The following is a 22,980-nucleotide window of genomic DNA, read 5'->3' as shown; positions in this document are numbered from 1 at the left end:
CCACCCAAGAACAAGTTCGCGATCAAGCGCCGAGACCGGCCCCGCACCCCCAGTAACGTCCACTACACGATCAACGTCACCAGACAGCGGCCCTCACCTGCGGAAACGGCTTAACTCACCGGCATTGGCAGGTCACCAAGCCTTTTCGCGGGGCACGGTGCGCTGACTTCCCCTCGGCTGTGCCCTTCCTGCTTCTTGGTGTTGGTGGTGGTGGGTGGTGTGGTTGGCGGTGGGCGGGCGGTCGGGTCACAGGTCGGTTGCGCTGCGCGCGGCTGGTGGAGAGGCGCCGGCCGGTGGCCGACGCGCATGCTGGGGCGGCGGCCCGGCGAGCGGACCGGTCGGTCCTGGGGTCTGCGCCCGCGCTGGCACGAGCAGCTTCCGGACCGCCTGTTGTGCTGGACCCCGCACCATCCCCGCACCGCTTTTGACGGGCGGACATAGCGGTTCGGCTCCGGGTGCTCGTGTTGTTCCGGCACCGGGGCGCTTTCCGTCGAACACAGGGGCTTGGTTGGCGCGGCTGTCATCCGCCGTTGAGGTCTGCGGCCGACGCGGCATGGATACTGGCGGGCATGCGCATCGACTTTGATCCCACGGCCATGGACCGGGCCGCCTTCTACAAGCTGCTGACCTCGGTGGTTGTGCCTCGGCCGATTGCCTGGGTGTCCACCGTCTCGTCGGACGGCACCGACAACCTCGCCCCGCACAGCTTCTTCACCGTGTCCTGCGTCAGTCCGCCGGTCGTGCAGTTCACGTCGGTCGGGCGGAAGGACTCGCTGCGGAATATCGAGGGCACCGGTCAGTTCGTGGTGAACCTCGCGCCGGAGCATCTCTTCGAGCAGATCAATGCGACGGCGACGGACTTCCCGCTCGGGGTGAGTGAGTTCGACGCCGTGGGTATCGCCCGGGAGCCGAGTCTGCGGGTGAAGCCGCCGCGGGTCGCCGCTTCGCCGGTGGCGCTGGAGTGCGAGATGCACAGCATGCTGCGACTGGGGGATTCGACGGTGGTGTTCGGGCGGGTCGTGCATGCGGCCGTGTCCGATGCCGTGCTCGTGGACGGTCACCCGGAGGTGCGGAAGCTGCGGCCGCTGACCCGGCTGGGCAAGGACGAGTGGGGCACGCTCGGGGATGTCCTCGAGATCTCCCGGATCCGTTACTCGGATTGGCCCGACGGCGCCGGAAGCTGACATCGGGCCGAGCCGGGTACGCGTGCGGCCTGAGTGGCTAGCCCGTCTGGGCTGACGTCATGGCGCCCCATCGGGTGACAGCCTCCGCACGCCGCACATGGCTACGTGACGGGACCGTCGATAGTCGGATTTCCCGATCATGGAGTCGCGTCGATGATGATCCGCACACGACATGGGGCGCTGGCCGTGGCCGTCGCTCTGCTCGGAACCGTCACTGCCACCGCCTGCGGTGGAACGGCCGGACCGCAGGCCGCGCCCGCCTCGAAGCGGGATTCCGGGCCGTCTGCCCCGGCCGGCTCCGCCCCTGGGCCGAAGGGCTTCACGCTCGTCGCTTCCGGAGACGTCCTGCCCCATACCGCGATCATCCAGCAGGCCCAGGCGGACGCGGGCGGCTCCGGATACGACTTCCACCAGATGCTCGCGGGCGTGAAGCCGGTGGTGTCCACGGCGGATCTGGCGATCTGTCATATGGAGACCGTGTACGGCGCGAAGGGAGGGCCGTTCTCCGGGTATCCGACGTTCAAATCGCCGCCGGAGGTTGCCCGGGCGCTCAAGGACACCGGCTACGACTCCTGTTCCACCGCCTCCAACCACACCCTGGACGACGGTGCGGACGGGGTGCGCCGCACTCTCGACGCCATGGACGCGGTCGGAGTACGGCACGCGGGATCGGCCCGTACAGCCGCCGAGGCCGGCAAGCCCGCTCTGCTGAAGGCGGGCGGCGCCACCGTCGCCCAGCTCGCGTACACCTACGACACCAACGGCTTCCCGCAGCCCGAGGGGCAGCCCTGGGCGGTCAATGTCATCGAGCCGGACCGGATCATCGCCGATGCGCGGGCCGCCCGGCAGGCCGGGGCCGATGTCGTACTCGTGAGTCTCCACTGGGGTACCGAGTGGCGGGACGAGCCGGACGAGATGCAGTTGAGCGTCGCGAAGAAGCTCACCGCCGCGCGGACCGGCGGGCGCTCGGACATCGATCTGATCCTGGGTACCCACGCCCACATTCCTCAGGCGTACGAGAAGGTCAACGGCACCTGGGTCGTCTACGGGATGGGCGACCAGGTCGCCGGACCCATGTTCACCTACGACGATCACCAGGATGCGCGCGGCAACATGGGGTCCATCGCCCGCTTCACCTTCGCCCCGCCGGACAGGGCCGGGCAGCGGTGGACGGTGCGGAAGGCGGAGTTCATCCCGCAGTTGATGGATCTCGGGCCGCCGAGCCGCGTCGTGACCCTCAACGACGCGTTGCGCAGGGCTCCAGGCCGCAGCGACTACGTCCGCGCCCGCGACCACATCCGCATGATGGTCCTCAGCCGCGGCGGAGCCGCCGAGGGACTCACGATGGTTCCTTAGCGCCTGGCCCTGGGCAACGGGCACCGGGTGAGGGCCGGAACCGGCGTCACCCGGCCCACGTCGAAGGGGCATGCCACTGGGGCAGGGTGATGGGGGGTCAGTTATGCGCAGTCGTTCCGCTCTTGTCAGTGCCGTTCTGCTCAGTACGCTCCTCGCCGCCGCGGGATGTGGCAGCGTAGTGCCGCAGAACGGGGTCGGCGGGAGCATGGAGAAGGAGACGGAGAAGACGGTGCCCGGCGCCACCGGGGGGCCGGAAGGGACCGCCGCACGGCGGGCGGCCGAGGTCGCCCGTGCCTGGACGGGATCGGCGGCGGAACGCGCATGGCGTACCGGATACAGACCGCTCGACCGGTCGGAATGGCTGCCGCCGGACGCGTTCCACAACGGGGAGGACAAGATCGCCTTCATGGCCGGACACCTCGACCTGGTAACGCAGTTCCCGGGGGCCGGCTCCGAAGCCAAGGTGACATGGTCCGATGGATCGACGGCGGTGCGGCCGCTGTTGCCGGCGCGCAAGGTGTTCGCCGGCCTGATCCAGGCCGGCGGGAAGGTTGTGTGCCCGGGCCAGGCGTGCGACAAGCGGCTGCGCGTGACCGGGGCCAAGGCGGCCGCCAGAACCCTGGCCACGAGCCGGGGCCAGGCCACCATCCCCGTCTGGGAGTTCACGATCGAGGGCTACGCCAAACCGTTCGCCTATCCGGCCGTGGCTCCCGACCTGCCGCCCGATCAGTCGGAGCCCCGGCACCCGCCACCCGATATCGCGGGTATGAATCAGGTCGCTGACTGGAGCAGGACGTCCGGCGACGGCCGAGTCCTCACCGTTCGGGTGCTGCACGGATCATGCGTCGATGTCCTGGCCGGCCAGGTGTACGAGACGAAGGGCGTCGTCGTCGTCATTGGCCGCACCCGGGCGCGGAAGATCCCGGCGGGGTCTGCCTGCGACGCCGCGCTGCGCGCGTCGCCGGCGGAATTCCGGCTGACGAGTCCGCTGGCCGGGCGCACCGTGCTCGACGCCCTGTCCGGCGGCCCGATTGCGCAACAGACGGTGCCGGGCGGTTTCTGACCGAGCAGGGCTCATCGAGCACGTCCTTAGCATGCGGGGCCTCACCGAGCACAGCCTCACCGGCCGCGTCCTGACCGAGCCGGCGTCTTCACCGACCGCGTCCTGAAATCAAAGCAGAGGGTCCTTTGCAGAGACATCTATGCAGAGGACTCTCTGCAATATACGATGGCGGGCATGCCCGACGAACTCGCGCGCCCGCCGCAGCCCTCGGAGGCCGCAGAGTCCACAGAGCCGGAGAAGCCCACCCGGCACATCGACGCCCGCAGCCTGCGCGGGCTGGCGCACCCGCTGCGCATGCGGATCCTGGAATTCCTGAACCTCGACGGACCTGCCACCTCGACCCGGCTCGCCGAGCGGCTGGGCGAGAACACCGGCACCGTCAGCTGGCATCTGCGCCAGCTCGCCGAGCACGGCTTCATCGAGGAGGAGGTCGGGCGCGGCACCAAGCGTGAGCGTTGGTGGCGGGCGGTGAAGGAGCGGCGGACGCTCAACAGCACGGAGTTCCGCTACGACCCCGACACCCGGGGCGCGCTCTCCGTCTATATCCACGAACTGGTGCAACAGACCTTCGGCCGGGTCGCCGACTATCTCGCCGACGAGTGGGACGGCGCGTGGCAGGGCATCGGCACCCTTGCCGACCGGACCGACCTGCGGATGACGCCGGCTCAGCTCCACGCGCTCAACACCGAGCTTCTGGCGGTCATCGACCGGCACACCCCGGCTCCCGGCGCCGAACCCGGCGCCGACGCGTTGCCCGTCATCGTGCAGATCCAGTCGTTCCCGCGCAAGGAGCGTGGCGGCGCATGAGCGTGGGAGGGGGAGTGGGCGGGGCAGAGGGCATGAGCGGGGGAGACGTAACGGCCGGCGGAGAAGGCATAGGCGGGGGAAAGGGCACGGCGGGCGGAGAGGGCATGGGCGGCGGGCTGTTGCACCGGAACCGGGATTTCCGGCTGCTGTGGTGCGGCGAGACGGCGGGCAAGTTCGGTGCGTCCGTCACCGGGGTGGCGATGCCGCTGGTCGCCGTGACCACCTTGCACGCCGGCACCTTCCAGGTCGGTCTGCTGACGGCCGCCGCCTGGCTGCCGTGGCTGGTCATCGGCGTGCCGGTCGGCGTCTGGGTGGACCGGATGCGCCGACGACCGATCATGCTGGTGGCGGCAGCCGTCTCTCTGCTGCTCTACGCCGGCATCCCGGTCGCCGCCTGGTCCGGCGTTCTGAACATCGGCCTGCTGCTCGGGGTCGCCCTGCTGGCGGGTACGGCGGCCGTGTTCTTCCAGACCGCGTACACCGCCTACCTCCCCAGCATCCTTGCCTCCGGAGACCAACCCGAGGGCAACGCCAAGCTGCACGGGGGCGCGTCGGCCGCGCAGATCGCGGGGCTCGGATCCGGCGGTCTGATCGCGCAGTTGGCGGGTGCGGTCAACGGGATGTTCGCCAACGCCGCGACGTTCCTCGTATCGCTGCTCTGTCTGTCGGGCATCCGGCACCGTGAGCCCCGGGTCGTTACGACTGAACGCCCGCCCATGGCACTGGCCAAGGAGGTCGGGGAGGGCCTGCGGCTGGCCACCCGCGACCCCTGGTTCCGCACGCTGACGCTCTTCGGCGCGACGTCCAATCTCGCCCTGATGGGCTTCCAGTCGATCCTCGTGGTCTTCCTGGTGCGCGAGGTCGGCCTCGGATCCGGGACGGTCGGCGCGCTGATCGCGGTTGCCAGCAGCGGCGGTGTCGCTGGGGCGTTCGCCGCGCGCCGGGTCGCCGGCCGGGTCGGTACGGCCCGCGCCACGCTCCTGTTCGAGATGGGGTTCGCGGTGTTCGCCCTGCTCATCCCGCTCACGTTCGGCGGGGTGGGGCTGCTGTTCTACGTGGTGGGCGGTTTCTGCGTCTCCGCCGGGGTGGTGGCGGGCAATGTCATCAAGGCGAGCTTCCAGCAGCGCTACTGCCCGCCGGAGCTCCTCGGCCGGCTCACCGCGAGCACATCGTTCATCAACTTCGGCACCATTCCGCTCGGGGCGCTGCTCGGCGGCACGCTGGGCACCGTGCTCGGCCTCCGCGCCGCCATGTGGATCACGACGGCAGGTGTTCCGCTCGCCGGGCTGATCCTGTTCTTCTCCCCGGTCCGCGGCGCCCGTGACCTGCCGACGTCACCGCAGCCGTCGATGTCCGTACGGCCGGTGCAGCGCCGCGGCGATCCGGAAGCCTCGCAGGCATCCGGCGGAGAGTCGTCGCGGCCCGTGCACTGACCCGCTTCCCCTATATCGCGGCCCGCACCGGTCCTGCGGTCCTGCTGTCGTAGGTCTGGCGGGCCGCGTCGACGGACTCTATGTGCTGCTCGGCCCAGTCCTTCACCGCGCGCATCACGGGCAGCAGGCTCTCGCCGAGCGGTGTCAGTTCGTAGTCGACGCGGACCGGCACGGTCGGGGTGACGGTCCGGGTGACGAGTCCGTCGCGTTCGAGGGCGCGCAGCGTCTGGGTGAGCATCTTCTGGCTGACGCCCGCGATGCGGCGCGCGAGCTCGCCGTAGCGCATGGGCCTGTCGGCGAGTGCGGTGAGCAGCAGGCTGACCCACTTGTCGCTGATCCGGTCGAGCAGCCGCCGCGCGGGGCAGGCGGCGAGGTACGCGTCGTACTCCTGCCGGGCTTCGGCGCGGACTTCGGCGACGGTACGGGTGGGCATGTCTGCGCTCCTCGGCGTGCGTTGGGCACTTTCAAGTGCGTACTTCCCAATAGAGAGTAGCTCTCCATAGGTTTGCGGTCGAGGCCCCACCGGGGCCATCGCACCGGACTACGGAGGTTCCCCATGCGCGCACTGATCGCTCGATTCACGGACGCACACGGCGCAGTTGGCGTGGGCGGCGGGGGCGGGACGCTTGAAGTCGCCGATGTGCCCGTGCCCGAGGTCGGTGCCGGGCGGTTGCGGATCGCCGTCGAGGCCGCCGCCGTCAACCCGGTCGACCTCTTCGTGCTGGCCGGGGCGCCGGTTGCCGGCGGGCTCGTCAACGCGCGGCCGTCCTTCGGCCTCGGCTGGGACATCGCCGGCACGGTCGACACTGTCGGCCCGGGCGTGACGGCGTTCGCGCCCGGTGACCAGGTCATCGGCCTCCAGGACCGGCTGGACGTACGCACCGGCGCGCAGGCCGACTACGTCGTCCTCGACGCGACCGCTGTCGCCCCCGCCCCCACCGGGATCCCGGTCGAAGCGGCGGCGACGCTTCCGCTCAACGCGCTCACCGCGGACCAGGCGCTCGACGTTCTCGGCGCGCTCGGTCTGACGGCCGGCAGCACGCTGTTGGTCACCGGGGCGGCCGGTGCGTTGGGCGGCTACGCAGTCGAGTTGGCAGCCCACCGGGGCCTGCGCGTCGTCGCTGTCGCGGGTGCGGCGGACGAAGCCGAGGTCCGGGCCATGGGGGCGGCGTTCTTCGTCGAGCGCGGCGAGGAACTGGCCGATCGGGTGCGGGCGTTGGTCCCGGGCGGGGCCGACGGCGCGCTGGACGCGGCGATGCTGCGGGCGGACGCCTTGGACGCGGTCCGCGGTGACGGTGCCTTCGCCTCCGTCAACGCGGGCGCCGCGCCGGTGCCGCTGCGCGGGATCCACGTCCGTGACGTGTGGGTACGTGCGGACGGAGCGCGGCTGGCCGAGCTGGCGAAGCTCGCGGAGGACGGCGTCCTCACACCGCGCGTCGCGGGGGTGCTGCCGTTGGAGCAGGCGGCCGAGGCTCACGCGCGGATGTCGGAGGGCGGGGTACGGGGCCGCTGGGTGCTGGTGCCGTAGCCGCGGGACGTGCTCGGGACGTGCTCGCGGGATGCGGTCGGGGCTCCGTCAGGGTGCCGGGAGGGTGCTGTCGGTGGGGCACCGCGCCGTACTCAGTACTTCAGGACCGCCCACACGACGGCGCCGGCGACGGCCGCTGCGTAGCAGCCCACGGCTGCTACCACTGTCCTGTACCGGGCTTCCGGACTCCAAGAGGTGAACGTCAACAGCCAGGCCAGCACGGGGAGAATCAGGATGGCGTGCAGGCTCACGCCGTGCAGCGGTTTGACGGAGGCGGTGCTGCGGTATCCGGCGGCCTGGTGACCGGTGCGGGTGAGGACCACGCCGCGCGCGATCATCGCCGCCCCCGAGAGAAGGCCGACGAGCAGGATGGCGAAACCGGCCCGCAGTGCGAGCGGCATGCCGGTCGGTCCCTCGGGTCTCCGGCTGAATGCCGTGATGGCGAACGCGGAGAGGATGACGACGAGGAGCGCGCCGCCGAAGGCGAGCGACATGGACACCGACGCGTTGAACGGCGACTCCATGTTGAAGTGCGACGGCACCCGGCGCCACGCCTGGAGCGTGATGCCGCCGACTTCCAGTACGCAGTCGGCCGCGAACAGGGTGAGCAGTACGGCACGGGGCCGCGCGCCCATCCGCAGATACGACGTCACCCACGTGATCGCGATCAGCGTCAGGCCGAAGGAGAGCCCGAAGGTGAAGGGCTTCCGCCAGGAAACCGGCCCCTCCCACGGTCCGCCGTCGACGGCGAATACCCCCAGGTGCACCGGCCCGGAGGCGATGAGGAAGCCACCGATCGCGTAGCAGAGACGTTCGCTCGGCCTCGCCGCCCGCCACATGCTCGCCGACATCGTCGACGGCGGCACTCCTGGTGTGCTCGTGCGCGTCGCAGGGTCGGGCGGGGGCACTGCCGCTCGCGCTGGCATCCGTTCGTCTCCTGGCAGGAAGGGTCGGCGGGATATCGGGGATAGGGGGACCGGGTTCGATCGGGCACGGGCCCGGGTCTGGATCCGCGCCCGTCCGGTCAGACGCGGACGGCGTTCCCGGGGCGGCGGTTCAGTCGCAGTACGGAGACGCCACCCGCGGCCGCCATGCGAGCAGTCCGGCCGCCACGGCGCGCAGCAGGCCCGGACCGGCGTCGCGAATGCCAACGCGACCGCGACTACCCATGCGAAGTAAGGACCGTCCGGCTCTCCCCACGGTCTGGATTCACCCTGCCCGCACCTGCCGGGTTCGCGGAGGGTGGCCCGTAGGAGGTCGGTTAGGGTTCGTTGCTGAAGGTGCCGTTTCCAGACAGTCGTCATCGGCTGCGGCCGGCACGGCTGCTTCGTACAGGAGACGAGCACGTTGTCCGAGAATCGCGAATGTACAGAAACAGAGACCGTCTCCGAAGGAGGCACGTCCAGCCTGCGAGCCGATTGCGGGAACTGCTTCGCGCTGTGCTGTGTCGTGCCCGCGTTCTCCGCCTCGGTCGATTTCGCGATCAACAAGAACGCCGGGCAGGCCTGCCCCAACCTGCAGAACGACTTCCGCTGCGGCATTCACACCCGCCTCAGGGACACCGGATTCCGCGGCTGTACAGTCTACGACTGTTTCGGCGCCGGGCAGAAGGTCTCCCAGATCACCTTCGGTGGTCAGGACTGGCGGCAGGCGCCGCGAACGGCGAAGCAGATGTTCGAGGTCTTCCCGGTCATGCGGGACCTCCATGAGCTGCTCTCGTATCTGACCGAGGCGCTGACCCTGCGCCCGGCGCGCCCGCTCCACGGTGAGCTCGGTGTCGCGCTGCAGGAGACCGAACGTCTCACGTGGCTCAGCCCCGACGATCTGGTGGGACTGGACGTGGCAGCGCTCCGGCGTGACACCAACGCGCTGCTGTTGCGCGCGAGCGAACTCGTGCGGGCCGAGTTCCGGGGCAAGAAGAAGGACCGCAGGGGAGCGGACCTCATCGGCGCCAAGCTCAAGGGCGCGGACCTGAGAGGCGCCAACCTGCGCGGCGCATATCTCATCGGAGCCGACCTCAGAGGCGCTGATCTGAGGATGGCCGATGTGATCGGGGCCGACTTCAGGGATGCCGACCTCCGGGGGGCTGACCTCACGGGGAGCATCTTTCTCATCCAGTCCCAACTGGACGCGGCGCAGGGTGATGCCGAAACGAAGGTGCCGCCGGTACTCACCCACCCGGCGCGCTGGTAGTCCGCGTCCACGCCCGCGTCCACGCCCGCGTCCACGCCCGCGTCCACGCCCGCGTCCATGCTCACGCCCACGCCCACGTCCATGCCTGCGCCTACGTCCAGGGGAAGTCCCGTCCCGCTAGCCGTTGACGTCGAGGATGGTGCCGTACAGCCGGTTGACCTTCAGGCGGATGACGAGCCGCTGTTCCGCGACCAGTTGGGCGAGGAAGGGCTCGTCGTCCGCCAGCCGGGCCGCGGCCGGCAGCATGCCGAGCAGCTCACGCCCGACCGCGTCACCCGCCTCGGTCGTGACCTCCGAGACCTCGGCCTCGCCCTCCGCGACGGCGAACGACCAGTGATCCTCGCTGGAGACGTGCAGCGCCGCCCGGGAGTCGTTCCTGAGCTGGCGTACTTTGATCCGGTCGGCGGTGGTCGAGCAGCGTACGATCCGCGACTCGGGATCCCAGTGGTAGAGCATGGTCGTCAGATGCGGGTGCCCGCTGCTCTTGTTCGTGGCCAGGATCCCGAACTGATGGTCTGCGAGCAGCGATGACAGCGCGTTGTCCGACAAGGCACGAGGGGCCGGGCCGCTGTTCTCGTCAGGCATGTCGTCTCCCCAACCCTCGACGAAGTGAGGTTCGTTCCGATGTGGCGGACAGCCGTCCCGCGCGGGCGCTCAGCCGTCCACCGACGATGGTCAGGGTAAGTCCGTGGTGTAGACCTCCCCTGACCAGGTCAACGAGCGGCGCCGGTCAAGGATGTGCGTCAGCGATGTGCCGGATCAAGGATGTGCCGGATGTAAGGATGTGCCGGATGTGCCGGGGCCGTCAAAGGGACCGGCCGCGAACGGCGTTGCTATCCGCCGAAGATGGCCGTGGGGTCGCCGGTGTACCAGATGTTGTCGATGTGGATCCGGCGCATGACCCAGCGCTCGCCGTCCCGGACGAGGTCCACGGCGTAGAGGTTCTTGAGCAGTGCGTTCCGGCTGTGGTCGGCCGTGAGCAGGTGCTGGGCCTCGACGAGCGCGGTGAGCCTGGCCGTGTCGCCCTCCACCTGGACGCGGGGGTTGGTGACCGTGTGGGAGGTGTCGACCCGGCCGGTGAACATGCCGAGGATGATGTCCACGATCGTGTCGCGGCCGGCCATCAGCGGGCTCTGCGCTCCCCACTTGGCCGCCGCGGGGCGGAAGTCCAGCTCGGCGTCGGCGGCGAAGGAGGAGGCGAACAGTTCCCTGTCCTTCAGGTCCTGGCCCAGACCGAAGCGGTAGAGCGCGTCGATGATCTCCTCACGGTCCTTGAGCTCGCGGACGAGTTCCTCGGTGGTGCGGGCCGACAGCGCGTGTCCGTGGGTGAGGTACATGGTGTTTCCGTTCTCAGGTGGTGATTTTCCGGTTCCTCAATGATCTGACCGGGGCGGTTCCCGATCAACGCGCGCCTGTGGAAGAGTCGTTAACCCCGGCTTAACGATGGAGTGGAGGACACGGTGGAGCGGTACGAGATCGAGGCGTTCCTCACCCTCGCCGAAGAGCTGCACTTCGGCCGCACTGCCGAGAGGCTGCACGTGACCACCGCCCGGGTCAGCCAGACGATCAGCAAACTGGAACGCCGCGTCGGGGTCCCGCTGTTCGAGCGCACCAGCCGGCGCGTAGCGCTCACCGCGATCGGCGGCCGGCTCCGCGACGATCTGATGCCCGCCTACGAGCAGATCGAAGCCGGGCTCAGCAGGGCGATCAGCGCAGGCCGCGGGATCACCGGGGAGCTACGGATCGGCTTCGTCGGCGCGGCCGCGGGGCAGTTGCTGCTCCAGGCCACCGACCGGTTCCGCGGCCGCCACCCCGACTGCGAGGTCCGGATCCGGGAAGTGCAGATGGGTGAGGCCCTCGAGCGGCTTCGTGCCGACGAGTTCGAGACCCTCCTGGTCTGTTTCCCGCTCCAGGACGCCGATCTCACCATGGGGCCTGTGCTGTTGTCCGAGCCGCGGATGCTGGCGGTGTCGTCGCGGCATCCCTTCGCCCGCAGGGAGTCGGTCTCGATCGAGGACCTGTCCCGAGACAAGGTGCTGCAAGCACCCTGCTCGCTCCCCGACCCCTGGCGGGACGCCCGCTCGCCCCGGCGGACACCTTCGGGGCGGCCCATCGAATCCGGCGCCTCGGCCGAGACCTTCCAGGAGATTCTGACGCTCATCGGCGCGGGCCACGGCATCTTCCCGGTGGGCGCCCATGTCACCCGCTACTACGCGCGTCCCGACGTCGCCTACATCCCCTTCGACGACGCTCCGCCGCTGGAATGGGGCCTCGTCTGGCGCACGACCGGCGCCACCGCCCGCATCCGCGCTTTCAGCGACGCCGCCGCCCACACGGGCTGAAGGCTCCGACCGCGGTGAAGGCTACGACCGCGGCGATCAGCCGCTACGCGGCCTTCCCGTACCCGGCGCGCTGCGCCGCCAGGAACGCGGCACGCAGTCGCTCGAGCTCGGCGAGTTCCGCCGGCGTCCAGGCGCGAGAACCGTGCGCGTGAAGGTACGCGCGGAGGGCGTCGTTCGCCTCGGCTACGGATACGGCATGCATGTCACTCAGGCTACGGGGCGCCGGCAGACCTCCGAGACCATCGCGGGCCGAAGGACGTGTGCGAATGGTCACCCGGCCGAACGTCACCCGGACGACCTGGCGTGACGGGTGGCCGCGCCCCGGCGGCGGGCCCGGACGGCGACCAGGACGGCGCCCAGGCCGGTCACCGCTATGAAGCCCATGGCCAGCAGGAAGGCGGGCGAGGTCGGGGACGACGCCCGGCTGCCCGCTATGACGTACGCGGCCGTGTTGGGGACGCTGCCGAGCGCCGTGGCGAGCAGGAACGGGCCCAGCCGCATGTGCGAGACGGCGGCGCAGTAGTTGGCGGCGGCGAACGGGACGCCGGGGAAGAGCCGCATCGCGAGCATGCTGCGGAAGCCGTGCCGGCTCAACTGCCGGTCCACCGAGGTGATCAGACGCCCGCGCAACAGGGGCCGCAGCGCGTCGCGCCCCAGCACACGGCCCAGGCAGAAGGACAGCCCGGCGCCCAGCACGGTGCCGGCGAGTGAGGAGGCCAGCCCGGCCTGCGTCCCGAACAGCGCGCCTGCCGCCACATTGAGCAGCGGGCGGGGCACGAAGGCGAACGCGCACAGCCCGTACGCCGCCGCGAACAGGACCACCGCGGCGCCACCCGACAACTGGGGCCAGCCGTTCGGGATCAGTCGCTGGGGCTGCCAGAGCAGCACGGCCGTGGCCGAGCCGGTCAGCAGCGCGACGAGCAGGGCCAGCCGGGCCCACGGCGACAGCAGCGCACGGGTGCACCGCACGGCGAGGCCGTCGGACGTCGGGAGGCGGTCGAGCATCCAGGGAGCCTAACCGAGACCGGCCGGCATACGGAGTGGGCCCGGCTCCCGCCCTGCCTCACTCCGTCCCGCCCGGTCCCACCCGGTCCGTCCCGGGCGAAAACCATTCGACGTCCTGCCGTCCCGTCGCGGATCATCAACGCCATGAACCGGTATGCCTTCGCAGATACGTCCGCAGTCGCGGACGCGCTGGAGGCTGCCCTCGCTTCATTCCTCGACGGCGCCCGAAGCTGACCCTCCCCGGACAGTCCGGCGGACCCCGCAGGGGGAGGGTCGGTCCGGCCCAGGGGGTCCCCGCGTCCCGCGCGCAGTCACCACATCATGCGGCCGCACCATGCGGCCACGCATCCGTGCATTCGTGATGCCGCGCGCAGATTTCCGAGGAAGAAGCGAACAAGCCATGTCCAAGCAGGCGTACGTGCGCACCAAGCCGCATCTCAACATCGGCACGATGGGCCACGTCGACCACGGCAAGACGACGCTGACCGCCGCGATCACCAAGGTGCTCGCCGACCGGGGGACCGGCACCTTCGTGCCGTTCGACCGGATCGACCGGGCGCCGGAGGAGGCCGCCCGCGGCATCACGATCACCATTTCGCACGTCGAGTACGAGACCGCCACCCGGCACTACGCGCACGTGGACATGCCAGGGCACGCCGACTACGTGAAGAACATGATCACCGGAGCGGCGCAGCTCGACGGCGCGATCCTGGTCGTCTCGGCGCTCGACGGTGTGATGCCGCAGACCGCGGAGCACGTGCTGCTCGCCCGGCAGGTCGGGGTCGAGCACATCGTCGTCGCGCTCAACAAGGCCGACGCGGGTGACCCCGAGCTGACCGACCTGGTCGAGCTGGAGGTGCGCGATCTGCTCAGTGCCCACGGGTATCCGGGGGAGTCGGCGGCAGTGGTGCGGGTGTCGGGGCTGCGGGCGCTGGAGGGCGACCCGTTGTGGACCGCGGCGGTCGGCGACCTGCTGGACGCCGTCGACGCCCACGTGCCGATGCCGGTGCGCTACACCGACGCGCCGTTCCTGCTGTCGGTGGAGAACGTGCTGACCATCACCGGGCGGGGCACGGTCGTCACGGGCGCCGTCGAGCGCGGGACGGTGCGGGTCGGCGACCGGGTCGAAGTGCTCGGCGCGGACATCACCACGGTCGTGACCGGCCTGGAGACCTTCGGCAAGCCGATGGAGTCCGCGCAGGCGGGTGACAACGTGGCGCTGCTGCTGCGCGGAGTGCAGCGTGACACCGTCCGGCGCGGCCATATCGTGGCGGCTCCGGGCAGCGTGACGCAGAGCAGCCGCTTCACCGCCCGGGTGTACGTGGTGCCCTCCGCAGAAGGCGGGCGCCGCACTCCGGTCTCCACCGGCTACCGGCCGCAGTTCTACATCCGCACAGCGGACGTGGTCGGGGACGTGGACCTCGGCGCGGCCGGGGTGGCGCTGCCGGGTGACACCGCCGAGATGACGGTGGAACTGGGCAGGCCCGTACCGCTCGAGGTCGGGCTCGGCTTCGCGATCCGCGAGGGCGGCCGGACGGTCGGCGCGGGAACGGTTACCGCCATCGACGACCAACCGGTAACCATGGGCCGGTAGTCATCAACCGGTAGCCGTCAGCCGGTAGCCGGGCCGTCCGGGCCGTATTCCCCGCACCTCCCGGTGCGGGGAATACGGCCGGTCGTCTGTTCGCCGCGCGGCGCGCACGGCACACTGCTCCTCACATTGCTCCCGGGCACGCCGGAGCTCCGGCCCACAGCGAGAGGACCCCGGCCATGAACGGCGGCACCAAGGGCGGCACGCATGGCGGCACGAAGGGCACGGCGCTGGTGCTGGGCGGCGGCGGAGTCACCGGCGTCGGGTGGGAGATCGGCATGATCGCCGGTCTCGCGGAGGCCGGGGTGGACCTCGGCGCGGCCGATGTGGTGATCGGCACCTCCGCGGGCTCGATCGTCGGGGCGCAGCTCACCTCCGGCCGGATCGGCGTCGAGGAGCTGTACGAGCGTCAACTCGTCGATCCCGCTGGGGAGGCCGTCCACCGGATGAGCCGGGTGCTCATCTCCCGCTACATCTGGGCCGCGGTGCGCTCGCGCGACGCGCGGACCTATCTCATGCGCATGGGCCGTATCGCGGGCGCCGCCCGCCGCACCCCCACCGAGGCCGAACGCCGTGCCGTCATCTCCGGGCGTCTCGTCTCTCACGACTGGCCGGACCGACGGCTGCTGATCGCCGCGGTCGACGCGGAGAGCGGGGAGTTCACCGCCTTCGACAGCGCCGCGGGGATCGGGATCGTCGACGCGGTGGGCGCGAGTTGCGCCGTGCCGGGGGTCTGGCCGCCGATCAGCGCGGGAGGCCGCCGCTGGATCGACGGAGGAGTGCGGTCCAGCGCCAACGCCGACCTCGCGGCGGGCTACGAGCGGGTGGTCGTCCTCGCGCCGGTGTCCTCGGGCGGCGGTCCGGTCCCGACGCCCAGGGCGCAGGCCGCCGCGCTGGTGACGGCGGGGGCACGGGTGGTGCTGATCACCCCGGATCGGGCGGCGCGGGCCGCGTTCGGCCCCAACGTGCTCGATCCGGCGAGGCGGGCCGCCGCCGCGCGCGCCGGCCGCGCCCAGAGCGCGACCCACGCAGGACAGGTCCGCGCCGTGTGGTGCGGCTGACGCGTCCGCCTTGGGACAATGGCGCGGTGGACCCCGAACCGATACCGGTGAGCCGTGCCGTGGACTTCGGCACCGCCAAACTGCTGCCCGACGTGGACCGGGCGCGTGCCTGGCTGCTCACCGTGGACGGCGCACCCCAGTCGTACGTGGACCTCGACGATCCGGCGTACCTGGAGTTCGAGTACGTGCGCCGGCTGGCCCATGCCGTGGACGCGGTCTTCGACGAGGGCCGGCCGCTGGACGTGGTGCACCTCGGCGGCGGCGCGCTCACCCTGCCCCGCCGGCTCTCCGCGACCCGCCCGGGATCGCGCCAGGACGTCGTCGAGGCCGACCGGGGCCTGGTGGCGCTGGTGGCCGAGCATCTGCCGGTGGATGATCCGGCGGTCGTCGTGCACACCGATGACGCCCGCGCGTGGCTGGAGCGGGCGGCGCCGGACAGCGCCGACGTCCTGGTGGCGGACGTGTTCGGCGGCTCGCGGGTGCCCGCGCACCTGACGTCGGTGGAGTTCGTACGGTCGGCCGCGCGGGTGGTGCGCCAGGAGGGCGGGCTGTATCTGGCCAATCTCGCCGACGCCGCGCCCTTCACGTTCTTCGGCTCCCAGATCGCCACCGTGCGCGGCGCCTTCGAGCACTTCTGTGTGATCGCGGAACCAGGCGTGCTGCGCGGCCGGCGCTTCGGGAACGCGGTGCTGGTCGCCGCCCACGGCCCGCTGCCGCTGGACGGGCTCGCCCGGCGGGCGGCGGCCGACGCCTTTCCCGCCCGGGTGGTCGACGGGAAGGCGCTCGACCGGCTCGCGGCAGGGGCGTCCCCGGTCTACGACGCCACGGCCGTGCCGTCGCCCGAGCCGCCGGACGGCGCCTTCACCGTCGGCTGAGGAGGCTTGGGCGGCTGAGGCGGTGGGGTGTCCGCCGCCGCGCCGGCTGCCGCGGCGTCGGCGGCGACCTCGCGGCGGGTCAGCCGGCGGACCTCGGGGAGGAGCAGCACCGCGGCGGTGAGCAGCACGATGAGCCCGGAACAGCCCCACAGGGCGGCGGGCCGGCCGATCGCGTTCATGACGGGTCCGGCGAGCGCCGTGGCGACCGGGATCATCGCGACCGAGCCGAACCAGTCGTAGGAGGAGACCCGCGACAGCTTGTCCCCGGGGATCTCCTGGTGCAGGGCGAGCATCCATCCGACGGCGAAGACCTCGATCGCAACCCCGGTCATGAACATCAGCGCCGCCAGCCCGGCCGCGGGTACCACCAGGGCCAGGGCGGCGGGCGGCAACGCCATCGGGAAGACGCTGAGGGTGCCGGCGAGCAGCATGCGGCGGGGTTTCCAGCGCATCATCAGCACGCCGCCGCTCACCGTGCCCGCGCCGAAGGCCGCCAGCGCCAGACCCCACGGCCCGGCGCCGCCCAGCCGCTCGTTGGACACGAGCGGGCCGTAAACCGCCTCGGCGGCGGTGAAGACCGCGTTCACCACGGAGAACTGCACGACGATGCCCCACAGCCAGCGCCGTGACACGAACTCCCGCCAGCCGTCGCGCAGATCGCGCAGCATGCCCGCGCCGGCCTCCGCCCGGAGATTCCCGGTGCTGGTGAGGAACGACCTCAGCGCCGCCGCGACCGCGAAGGCCGCCGCGTCGACGGCGAGGACCCAGCCGGGGCCGATGACGGCGACCAGGGCGCCGCCGAGTGCCGCGCCGCCGATGTTCGCGCCGTTCATGCCCACCCGGAAGACCGAGAACGCCTTGTTGGCGTGCGCCGGGTCGATGGTCGCCAGCAGCATGCCCTCGGAAGCGGGGGCGAAGAACGCGTGCGCCGTGCCGCCGACCGCCGTGAGCGCGGCCATCTGCCACAGCTGCGCGTGCCCCGAGAGGATCAGGATGGCGAAGGCCGCCTGGGAGACGGAGTTGAGCACGTTGGCCGCGACCATCACCTGGTTGCGGGGCAGCCGGTCGGCCATCGCGCCGCCGATGAGCAGGAACACCACCAGCGGGAGCGTCCGGGACGCGGCCACGAGTCCGACGTCGGTGGCGCTGCCGCCGGATTCGATGACCGCGAACGCCGCCGCGATGAGGGCCCCGGAATTGCCGAGGCTGGTGATGACCGACGCCGCGGTGAGCAGGCGGAAGTTACGCCCCGCCCAGGAGGGCAGGCGGGGCGCGCGGCCGGGGGGCCGGAGTGCGGCGTCGGGATTCACCTGGCGACTATCGCCGCCGGTCCGCCGCTGTGCCACCGGATTTCGGCGGCGGGCGGGTGAGCCCACCGCCGACGGTGGTCACTTCTTCTTCAGCTCGCGGATGCTGCCCATGATGGTGGTGATGGTCTCGTCCGAGACCCCGTCGGTGACTCCGGCGCCGCGGTCGGCGTACAGCACCCACACGGTCAGCGCCTTGGTGGAGTCGACCCAGGCCACCGTGAAGACGGCACCGTCGGACGTGCACTTGGTCGTCTTCGGGACATTCTTCGCGGTCGCGGAGGAGGAGTAGCCGGAGATGCCATGGGAGTTGGTGAACGGCTTGGCACTCGTCTTGGCGACGGTGACCTTGCCGTTCTCCTGGTAGCCCCAGTACGCCCACGTCTCGGCCTGGACCTCGGCGGCTTCCTGGACGCTCTTGGCGCCGTTGGCGCCCTTGGTCCCCACCGCGGCGCGCTCGTCCTTGTCGCACCAGTGCGGTTTGTAGTAGGCGGGCGCGCCCATGGTCACCATGGGCTTGCCCTTGTCCTCGAAACCGGTGAGGACGCCCTCGCCGGCGAGCTGCCAGTTCGGGGGCACGTCGAAGGCGACGTTGCGCTCGGCACGCCTGACGACCTGCCAGCCCGGGACCACCGGCTTGATCTCGACATCGCTCGGCGCGCCGCGCGAGTCGTCACCGCCCCCGCTGCTTCCCGCCGCCGTGGTGTTCGAGGGGGACGGGGTGGCGGACGGCGTGGCGCTCTGCGACGCGCTGGGGCTCTTGCCCGGGTCGGCGGCGGTGTCGTCCTTGCCGCCGCCGGTCAGGTAGACGCCGCCGATGACCACGGCCGCGATCACCGCGACGGCGGCGACGATCGAGACGGCGATCGTCGTGGTCCTGCGGTTCCCGGGCGGCGGGCCGTCGGGGCCGCCGGGCATCGGGGGCCCCCACTGCTGGGTCGGCGGTCCGTCCGACGGGCCGGGCTGCTGGTATCCCGGCTGCTGCGGCGGCTGTTGCGGGTAACCGTATGAGGGTGTCTGGTACGGGGACGGCGTCTGGTAGGGCGACGGCGTCTGGTTCGGCGGTTGGTTCGGTCCCTGCGGGTACTGCCCCTGTGGGTTCTGCTGTGGGTACTGCTGTCCCCCGGGCTGCTGTTCTCCTGGCCACATGGCCAGAAACACTAGGGGGTAAGGCCGTTCGGTTCCACGCCGCCCCTCATTACCGATCAGTAGTTTTCGGCGACGGGCGGGAGGATTCCCTGGGCAGACATGCTACTCACTGGTAACCTCCAGGCATGTCCGAGACCCTGCCTTCGATCGGCGAGCTGCTTGCGGCCACTGTGCCCATGGCCCGCACCCTGAATCTGCAGTTCGAGGAGACCACGGCGCAGCGTGCCGTCGTCTCGCTGCCCGACCAGCCCGACTTCCACAACCACGTCGGCGGTCCGCACGCCGGTGCCGTGTTCACCCTGGCCGAGTCCGCAAGCGGCGCGATCGTCCTGGGCGCCTTCGGCGATCAGCTCTCCCGCGCCGTACCGCTCGCGGTCCGCGCCGAGATCGCCTACACCAAGCTCGCCATGGGCCCGGTCACGGCCACCGCCGAACTCGGCCGCCCCGCTGAGGACGTCATCGCTGAGCTCGACGCCGGCCAGCGCCCGGAGTTCCCCGTCGTGGTCGCGATCCGCCGTGCGGACGGCGCGGTCACCGCCGAGATGACCATCACGTGGACCCTGCGCCCCAACCGCTGACTGGTGCCCGGACGCGGCCGTGAGCCAGCTGCGTCCGGACCGAGTGGTACGGCGGAACGAGGCCGAAGTGGAACTCGCCGCCCGCCGCGCCCCGCGCCCGCGCCGGCCCGGCCGTACGGCCTGACGCGGAGCCTCCTCCGGCGATTCCCGCGATGCTCGCGACTCCGGCGGCCTACCCGCCACCATCCGGTGCTCGTGCGGTGGGTCTTCTCACCTCTCCCGACCCCCTTTGATCGAACAAAGATTCGATCTGTGGTTTATGGTGAATACCGAGGTCCGAGGGTCGGACCGGGGCAGGGGGCACATGAGCGGCCGGAGGCGTATATGTCGTTTACGCATCTCCACACCGCGAGCGGTTTCTCCCTCCGCTACGGGGCCAGTCACCCCCGGGCCCTCGCCGAGCGGGCCGCGTGGCACGCCATGGACACGCTCGCGCTGACCGACCGGGACACCGTCGCGGGCCTTGTACGGTTCGCCGCGGCATGTCGTGCCACCGGCGTGCGGCCGGTCTTCGGCGTGGACCTCGCGGTCGAACCCGCCGCCCCCGTTCCCGCCTCCGCCTCCGACCCCGTATCCGTATCCGACCCCGCGCCCGCCCCGGCGGCCCGGCGGCGGACCCCGGTGCGCGGCGGTGCGCACATCGACGAGTCGGCCCCCCGGGTCGTCCTGCTGGCGCGGGACGCGGCCGGGTGGGCCGCGCTGTGCCGGCTGGTCAGTGCCGCGCACGCGGGCGGCGGCCGCCCCCTGCTGCGCTGGGCGGACCTGGAGCGGCAGTCGGCCGACGGCCTGACGGTGCTGCTGGGACCGGCCTCCGAGCCGGTCCGGGCCCTGTCCGCGAGCCGGCCGGATGCCGCGGAGCGGCTGCTCGCGCCGTGGCGGGAGCGGTTCGGCGGCGACCTGCGGCTGGAGGCGGTGGATCACGGCCTCTCCGGCACGGGACCGGGATCCTCGCGGCTCGCCGCGCACACGGTGGGACTGGCCGACCGGCTGGGCATCCCCGCCGTCATCACCAACGCGGTCCGTTACGCGGACCGCTCGCAGCACCGGGTGGCCGATGTGCTGGACGCGGCCCGGTTGCTGCGGCCGATCGACCGGCGCCGGCTGGACTCCGGGCAGCGCTGGCTGAAGAGCCCGCGGGACATGGCGGAGGCCGCGGAGCGGATCGCCCGGGCCGCCGGGCGCGGGCACGGCGGCGCTGCCCGGCTCCTGGCGGCGACGCGGGAGACGGCGGACGCGTGCCGGATCGATCCCAAGGCGGACCTGGGCATGGGCAAGCCGCACTTCCCGGAGCCCGAGCTGGTCGGGGCGACCGTGGCGACGTTCGGCCGGATGCTGCGAGAGAAGGCGGAAGCCGGCCTGGCCCGGCGCGGCCTGTCGCATACGCCGGCGGCCCGGCGGCGCCTGGAGCTGGAGCTGGAGGTCATCGGCCGGCTCGGCTACGAGACGTACTTCCTCACCGTGGCCGCCGTGGTCCACGACGCCCGGGCGCTGGGCATCCGGATCGCGGCCCGCGGCAGCGGCGCCGGGTCGATGGTCAACTACGCGCTGGACATCTCGAACGTCGACCCGATCGAACACCATCTGGTCTTCGAACGGTTCATGTCGCTGCGCCGCCCTTCGATGCCGGACATCGACCTCGATACGGAGTCGGCGCGCCGGCTTGACGTCTACCGCGCGGTGATCGGCCGGTTCGGCCCGTCGCGGATCGCGACCGTCGCGATGCCCGAGACGTACCGGGCCCGGCACGCGATCCGGGACACGGGGGCCGCGCTGTCCCTGCCGCCGGCGGAGATCGACCGGCTGGCGAAATCGTTCCCGCACATCCGCGCCCGCGATGTGCGGGCGGCGCTGGCCGAGCTGCCGGAGCTGCGGGAGGTCGCGGCCCGCGCGGACCAGTACGGCCCGCTGTGGGAGCTGGTCGAAGCCCTGGACGGGCTGCCGCGCGGGGTGGCGATGCACCCGTGCGGCGTCCTGCTGTCGAACGCGTCCCTGCTGGACCGCACCCCGGTGGTGCCGACCAGCGGTGAGGCGTTCCCGATGAGCCAGTTCGACAAGGAGGACGTCGAGGCCATGGGCCTGCTGAAACTCGACATCCTCGGGGTGCGCATGTGGTCGGCGATGGCGCACGCCACCGCCGAGATCCACCGCGCCACCGGCCGGCTCATCGACCTGGAGGACCGCGGCCAGGTGCCGCCGGACGATCCGGCGGCGTTCGAGCTGATCCGCGCCTCGGACACGCTCGGCATGTTCCAACTCGAATCGCCCGGCCAGCGCGACCTGCTGGCCCGGCTGCAGCCGACCACCGTCGACGACATCGTCGCCGACATCAGCCTGTTCCGGCCGGGGCCGGTCGCCGGGGGCATGCCGGAGCAGTACATCGCCGCCCGCCACAGCACCCGGCGGCCGCGGTATCCGCACCCGGATCTGGAGCCGGTGCTCCGGGACACCTTCGGAGTGACGATCTGGCACGAGCAGATCATCGGCATCATCGCCGTGCTGACCCGCTGCGACTCGGCGCTGGCGGAGGAGGCGCGCCGCTCTCTGGCCGACCCCGTCCGGCGGCTGCGGGTGCGGGAATGGTTCCACCGCGAAGCGGCGGCGCACGGCTACCAGCCGGCGGTACTGGCCGAGGTCTGGGGGATCCTGGAGGCGTTCGGCGCCTATGGCTTCGCGCGTGCGCACGCCGCCGCGTTCGCCGTTCCGGCGCTGCAGTCGGCGTGGCTGAAGGCGCACTTCGCGGCGGCGCTCTATGCCGGGCTGCTGGAACACGATCCGGGGATGTGGCCGAAGCGGGTGATCCTCGCCGACGCGCGCCGGCACGGCGTGCCGATCCTTCCGCTGGATGTGAATGCGTCGCACTCCGCTTATAGAATCGAACTGGAGTCTGATAAATGGGGGCTGAGGCTCGCCCTCTCCGAGGTGCGCGGCATGTCCGCGGCCGAGGCGGCCCGGATCCAGGCCGGGCAGCCCTACTCCTCGCCGGCGGACCTGTGGGAGCGGGCCCGGCCGTCCCGTCCCGTGGCAGAACGCCTCGTCCAGGTCGGCGCGCTCGACCCGCTGGCCGCCGGGCTCACCCGCCGCGATCTGCTGCTCCAGGTCGCCGAACTCCACCGGCAAGGACGCGCCGCCGCGCCCGACGGACAACTGTCGCTCGCCGCCGGGGAGTCCGCGGTCCCGGCCGGCCTGCCCGACATGGACGCCGGTGAGCGGACCGGTGCCGAACTGGACGTGCTGGGCATGGACACCACCCGGCATCTGATGGAGCACCACCACGCTCTGTTGGAGGAACTGAATACGACGCCGGCCCGGCGGCTGCACACGGTCCGGCACGGCGAGACCGTGCTCGTCGCGGGTATCAGGGCCTCCACCCAGACGCCGCCGATCGTTCACCGCACCAAGTCAAGTCGGGCCAGCGAGCCACAGCGGATCATCTTCGTCACTCTCGACGACTCAACAGGCTTGGTGGACTTGGTGTTCTTCAACGATAGCCAGGAGGAATGTGCCCACA

The 22,980-nt window shown here is 71.4% G+C and carries 21 protein-coding genes; 13 read left to right on the top strand and 8 right to left on the bottom strand.

Going from position 1 to position 22,980, the window contains the following annotated elements:
* Positions 1–569 precede the first annotated feature (569 nt).
* The 5 genes from QMK24_RS36870 (at position 570) to QMK24_RS36850 (ending at position 5,843) form a co-directional block, all read left to right on the top strand.
* Positions 570–1,184, top strand: a complete 615-nt coding sequence (locus QMK24_RS36870; RefSeq protein ID WP_283471245.1) for a flavin reductase family protein — start codon at positions 570–572, stop codon at positions 1,182–1,184.
* 153 nt (positions 1,185–1,337) lie between these two features.
* Positions 1,338–2,540, top strand: coding sequence for a CapA family protein (locus QMK24_RS36865; RefSeq protein ID WP_283471244.1), 1,203 nt, complete (start codon positions 1,338–1,340; stop codon positions 2,538–2,540).
* Positions 2,541–2,745: 205 nt separating this feature from the next.
* Positions 2,746–3,603, top strand: coding sequence for a hypothetical protein (locus tag QMK24_RS36860; protein ID WP_283471243.1), 858 nt, complete (start codon positions 2,746–2,748; stop codon positions 3,601–3,603).
* Positions 3,604–3,777: 174 nt separating this feature from the next.
* On the top strand, positions 3,778–4,410 hold the full coding sequence (locus QMK24_RS36855; protein WP_283471242.1) for an ArsR/SmtB family transcription factor: 633 nt from the start codon (positions 3,778–3,780) through the stop codon (positions 4,408–4,410).
* A 104-nt stretch (positions 4,411–4,514) separates the two neighbouring features.
* Complete coding sequence (locus QMK24_RS36850) at positions 4,515–5,843, top strand: MFS transporter (RefSeq protein ID WP_283471246.1); 1,329 nt, start codon at positions 4,515–4,517, stop codon at positions 5,841–5,843.
* A gap of 10 nt (positions 5,844–5,853) precedes the next feature.
* On the opposite strand, the gene QMK24_RS36845 is transcribed toward QMK24_RS36850, so the two are convergent.
* Positions 5,854–6,276, bottom strand: coding sequence for a winged helix-turn-helix transcriptional regulator (locus QMK24_RS36845; protein ID WP_283471241.1), 423 nt, complete (start codon positions 6,274–6,276; stop codon positions 5,854–5,856).
* A gap of 123 nt (positions 6,277–6,399) precedes the next feature.
* Between QMK24_RS36845 and QMK24_RS36840 the strand changes: the two genes are divergently transcribed.
* Positions 6,400–7,371, top strand: coding sequence for an NADP-dependent oxidoreductase (locus QMK24_RS36840; RefSeq protein ID WP_283471240.1), 972 nt, complete (start codon positions 6,400–6,402; stop codon positions 7,369–7,371).
* A 92-nt stretch (positions 7,372–7,463) separates the two neighbouring features.
* On the opposite strand, the gene QMK24_RS36835 is transcribed toward QMK24_RS36840, so the two are convergent.
* Positions 7,464–8,222, bottom strand: coding sequence for a hypothetical protein (locus tag QMK24_RS36835; RefSeq protein ID WP_283471239.1), 759 nt, complete (start codon positions 8,220–8,222; stop codon positions 7,464–7,466).
* 496 nt (positions 8,223–8,718) lie between these two features.
* On the opposite strand from QMK24_RS36835, the gene QMK24_RS36830 reads away from it, so the two are divergent.
* A complete protein-coding gene (locus QMK24_RS36830; RefSeq protein ID WP_283471238.1) occupies positions 8,719–9,564 on the top strand; it encodes a pentapeptide repeat-containing protein in 846 nt (281 codons plus the stop codon).
* Positions 9,565–9,681: 117 nt separating this feature from the next.
* Here the strand turns inward: QMK24_RS36830 and QMK24_RS36825 are convergent, their stop codons facing one another.
* Together QMK24_RS36825 and QMK24_RS36820 are read right to left on the bottom strand one after the other, a co-directional pair.
* The gene (locus QMK24_RS36825; protein WP_283471237.1) at positions 9,682–10,149 is read right to left on the bottom strand and encodes a TIGR03618 family F420-dependent PPOX class oxidoreductase; all 468 of its coding nucleotides are present in this window, start codon (positions 10,147–10,149) and stop codon (positions 9,682–9,684) included.
* 248 nt (positions 10,150–10,397) lie between these two features.
* The gene (locus tag QMK24_RS36820; RefSeq protein ID WP_283471236.1) at positions 10,398–10,901 is read right to left on the bottom strand and encodes a nuclear transport factor 2 family protein; all 504 of its coding nucleotides are present in this window, start codon (positions 10,899–10,901) and stop codon (positions 10,398–10,400) included.
* A 123-nt stretch (positions 10,902–11,024) separates the two neighbouring features.
* Here QMK24_RS36820 and QMK24_RS36815 point away from each other — a divergent pair, with 123 nt between their 5' ends.
* Entirely contained in the window at positions 11,025–11,906 is an 882-nt protein-coding gene (locus QMK24_RS36815) for a LysR family transcriptional regulator (protein WP_283471235.1), read from the top strand.
* Positions 11,907–11,949: 43 nt separating this feature from the next.
* On the opposite strand, the gene QMK24_RS36810 is transcribed toward QMK24_RS36815, so the two are convergent.
* Positions 11,950–12,108, bottom strand: coding sequence for a hypothetical protein (locus QMK24_RS36810; protein ID WP_283471234.1), 159 nt, complete (start codon positions 12,106–12,108; stop codon positions 11,950–11,952).
* An 83-nt stretch (positions 12,109–12,191) separates the two neighbouring features.
* Complete coding sequence (locus QMK24_RS36805; RefSeq protein WP_283471233.1) at positions 12,192–12,911, bottom strand: TVP38/TMEM64 family protein; 720 nt, start codon at positions 12,909–12,911, stop codon at positions 12,192–12,194.
* Between the two features lie 400 nt (positions 12,912–13,311).
* Between QMK24_RS36805 and tuf the strand changes: the two genes are divergently transcribed.
* From tuf to QMK24_RS36790, 3 genes are all read left to right on the top strand, one after another.
* Positions 13,312–14,505, top strand: a complete 1,194-nt coding sequence (gene tuf, locus QMK24_RS36800) for an elongation factor Tu (RefSeq protein WP_283471232.1) — start codon at positions 13,312–13,314, stop codon at positions 14,503–14,505.
* A gap of 176 nt (positions 14,506–14,681) precedes the next feature.
* Positions 14,682–15,563, top strand: coding sequence for a patatin-like phospholipase family protein (locus tag QMK24_RS36795; protein WP_283471231.1), 882 nt, complete (start codon positions 14,682–14,684; stop codon positions 15,561–15,563).
* Positions 15,564–15,589: 26 nt separating this feature from the next.
* Positions 15,590–16,438, top strand: coding sequence for a spermidine synthase (locus QMK24_RS36790; RefSeq protein WP_283471230.1), 849 nt, complete (start codon positions 15,590–15,592; stop codon positions 16,436–16,438).
* Here QMK24_RS36790 and QMK24_RS36785 read toward each other — a convergent pair.
* Positions 16,378–17,748, bottom strand: coding sequence for an MFS transporter (locus tag QMK24_RS36785; RefSeq protein ID WP_283471229.1), 1,371 nt, complete (start codon positions 17,746–17,748; stop codon positions 16,378–16,380). The genes QMK24_RS36790 and QMK24_RS36785 overlap by 61 nt on opposite strands.
* A gap of 78 nt (positions 17,749–17,826) precedes the next feature.
* Positions 17,827–18,663: a DUF8017 domain-containing protein gene (locus QMK24_RS36780; RefSeq protein ID WP_283471227.1), complete on the bottom strand. Its 837-nt coding sequence runs from the start codon at positions 18,661–18,663 to the stop codon at positions 17,827–17,829.
* A gap of 356 nt (positions 18,664–19,019) precedes the next feature.
* On the opposite strand from QMK24_RS36780, the gene QMK24_RS36775 reads away from it, so the two are divergent.
* A complete protein-coding gene (locus tag QMK24_RS36775; RefSeq protein ID WP_283471225.1) occupies positions 19,020–19,472 on the top strand; it encodes a DUF4442 domain-containing protein in 453 nt (150 codons plus the stop codon).
* A gap of 324 nt (positions 19,473–19,796) precedes the next feature.
* The coding region (locus QMK24_RS36770) for a DNA polymerase III subunit alpha (RefSeq protein WP_283471224.1) at positions 19,797–22,980 on the top strand (3,184 nt) is incomplete at its 3' end.

The sequence above is a fragment of the Streptomyces sp. PH10-H1 genome (genome assembly GCF_030063355.1).
In the GTDB taxonomy this organism is placed as follows: Bacteria; Actinomycetota; Actinomycetes; order Streptomycetales; family Streptomycetaceae; genus Actinacidiphila.
The sequence above is the reverse complement of the archived record's forward strand: the minus strand, read 5'-3'. Positions and strand labels throughout refer to the sequence as shown.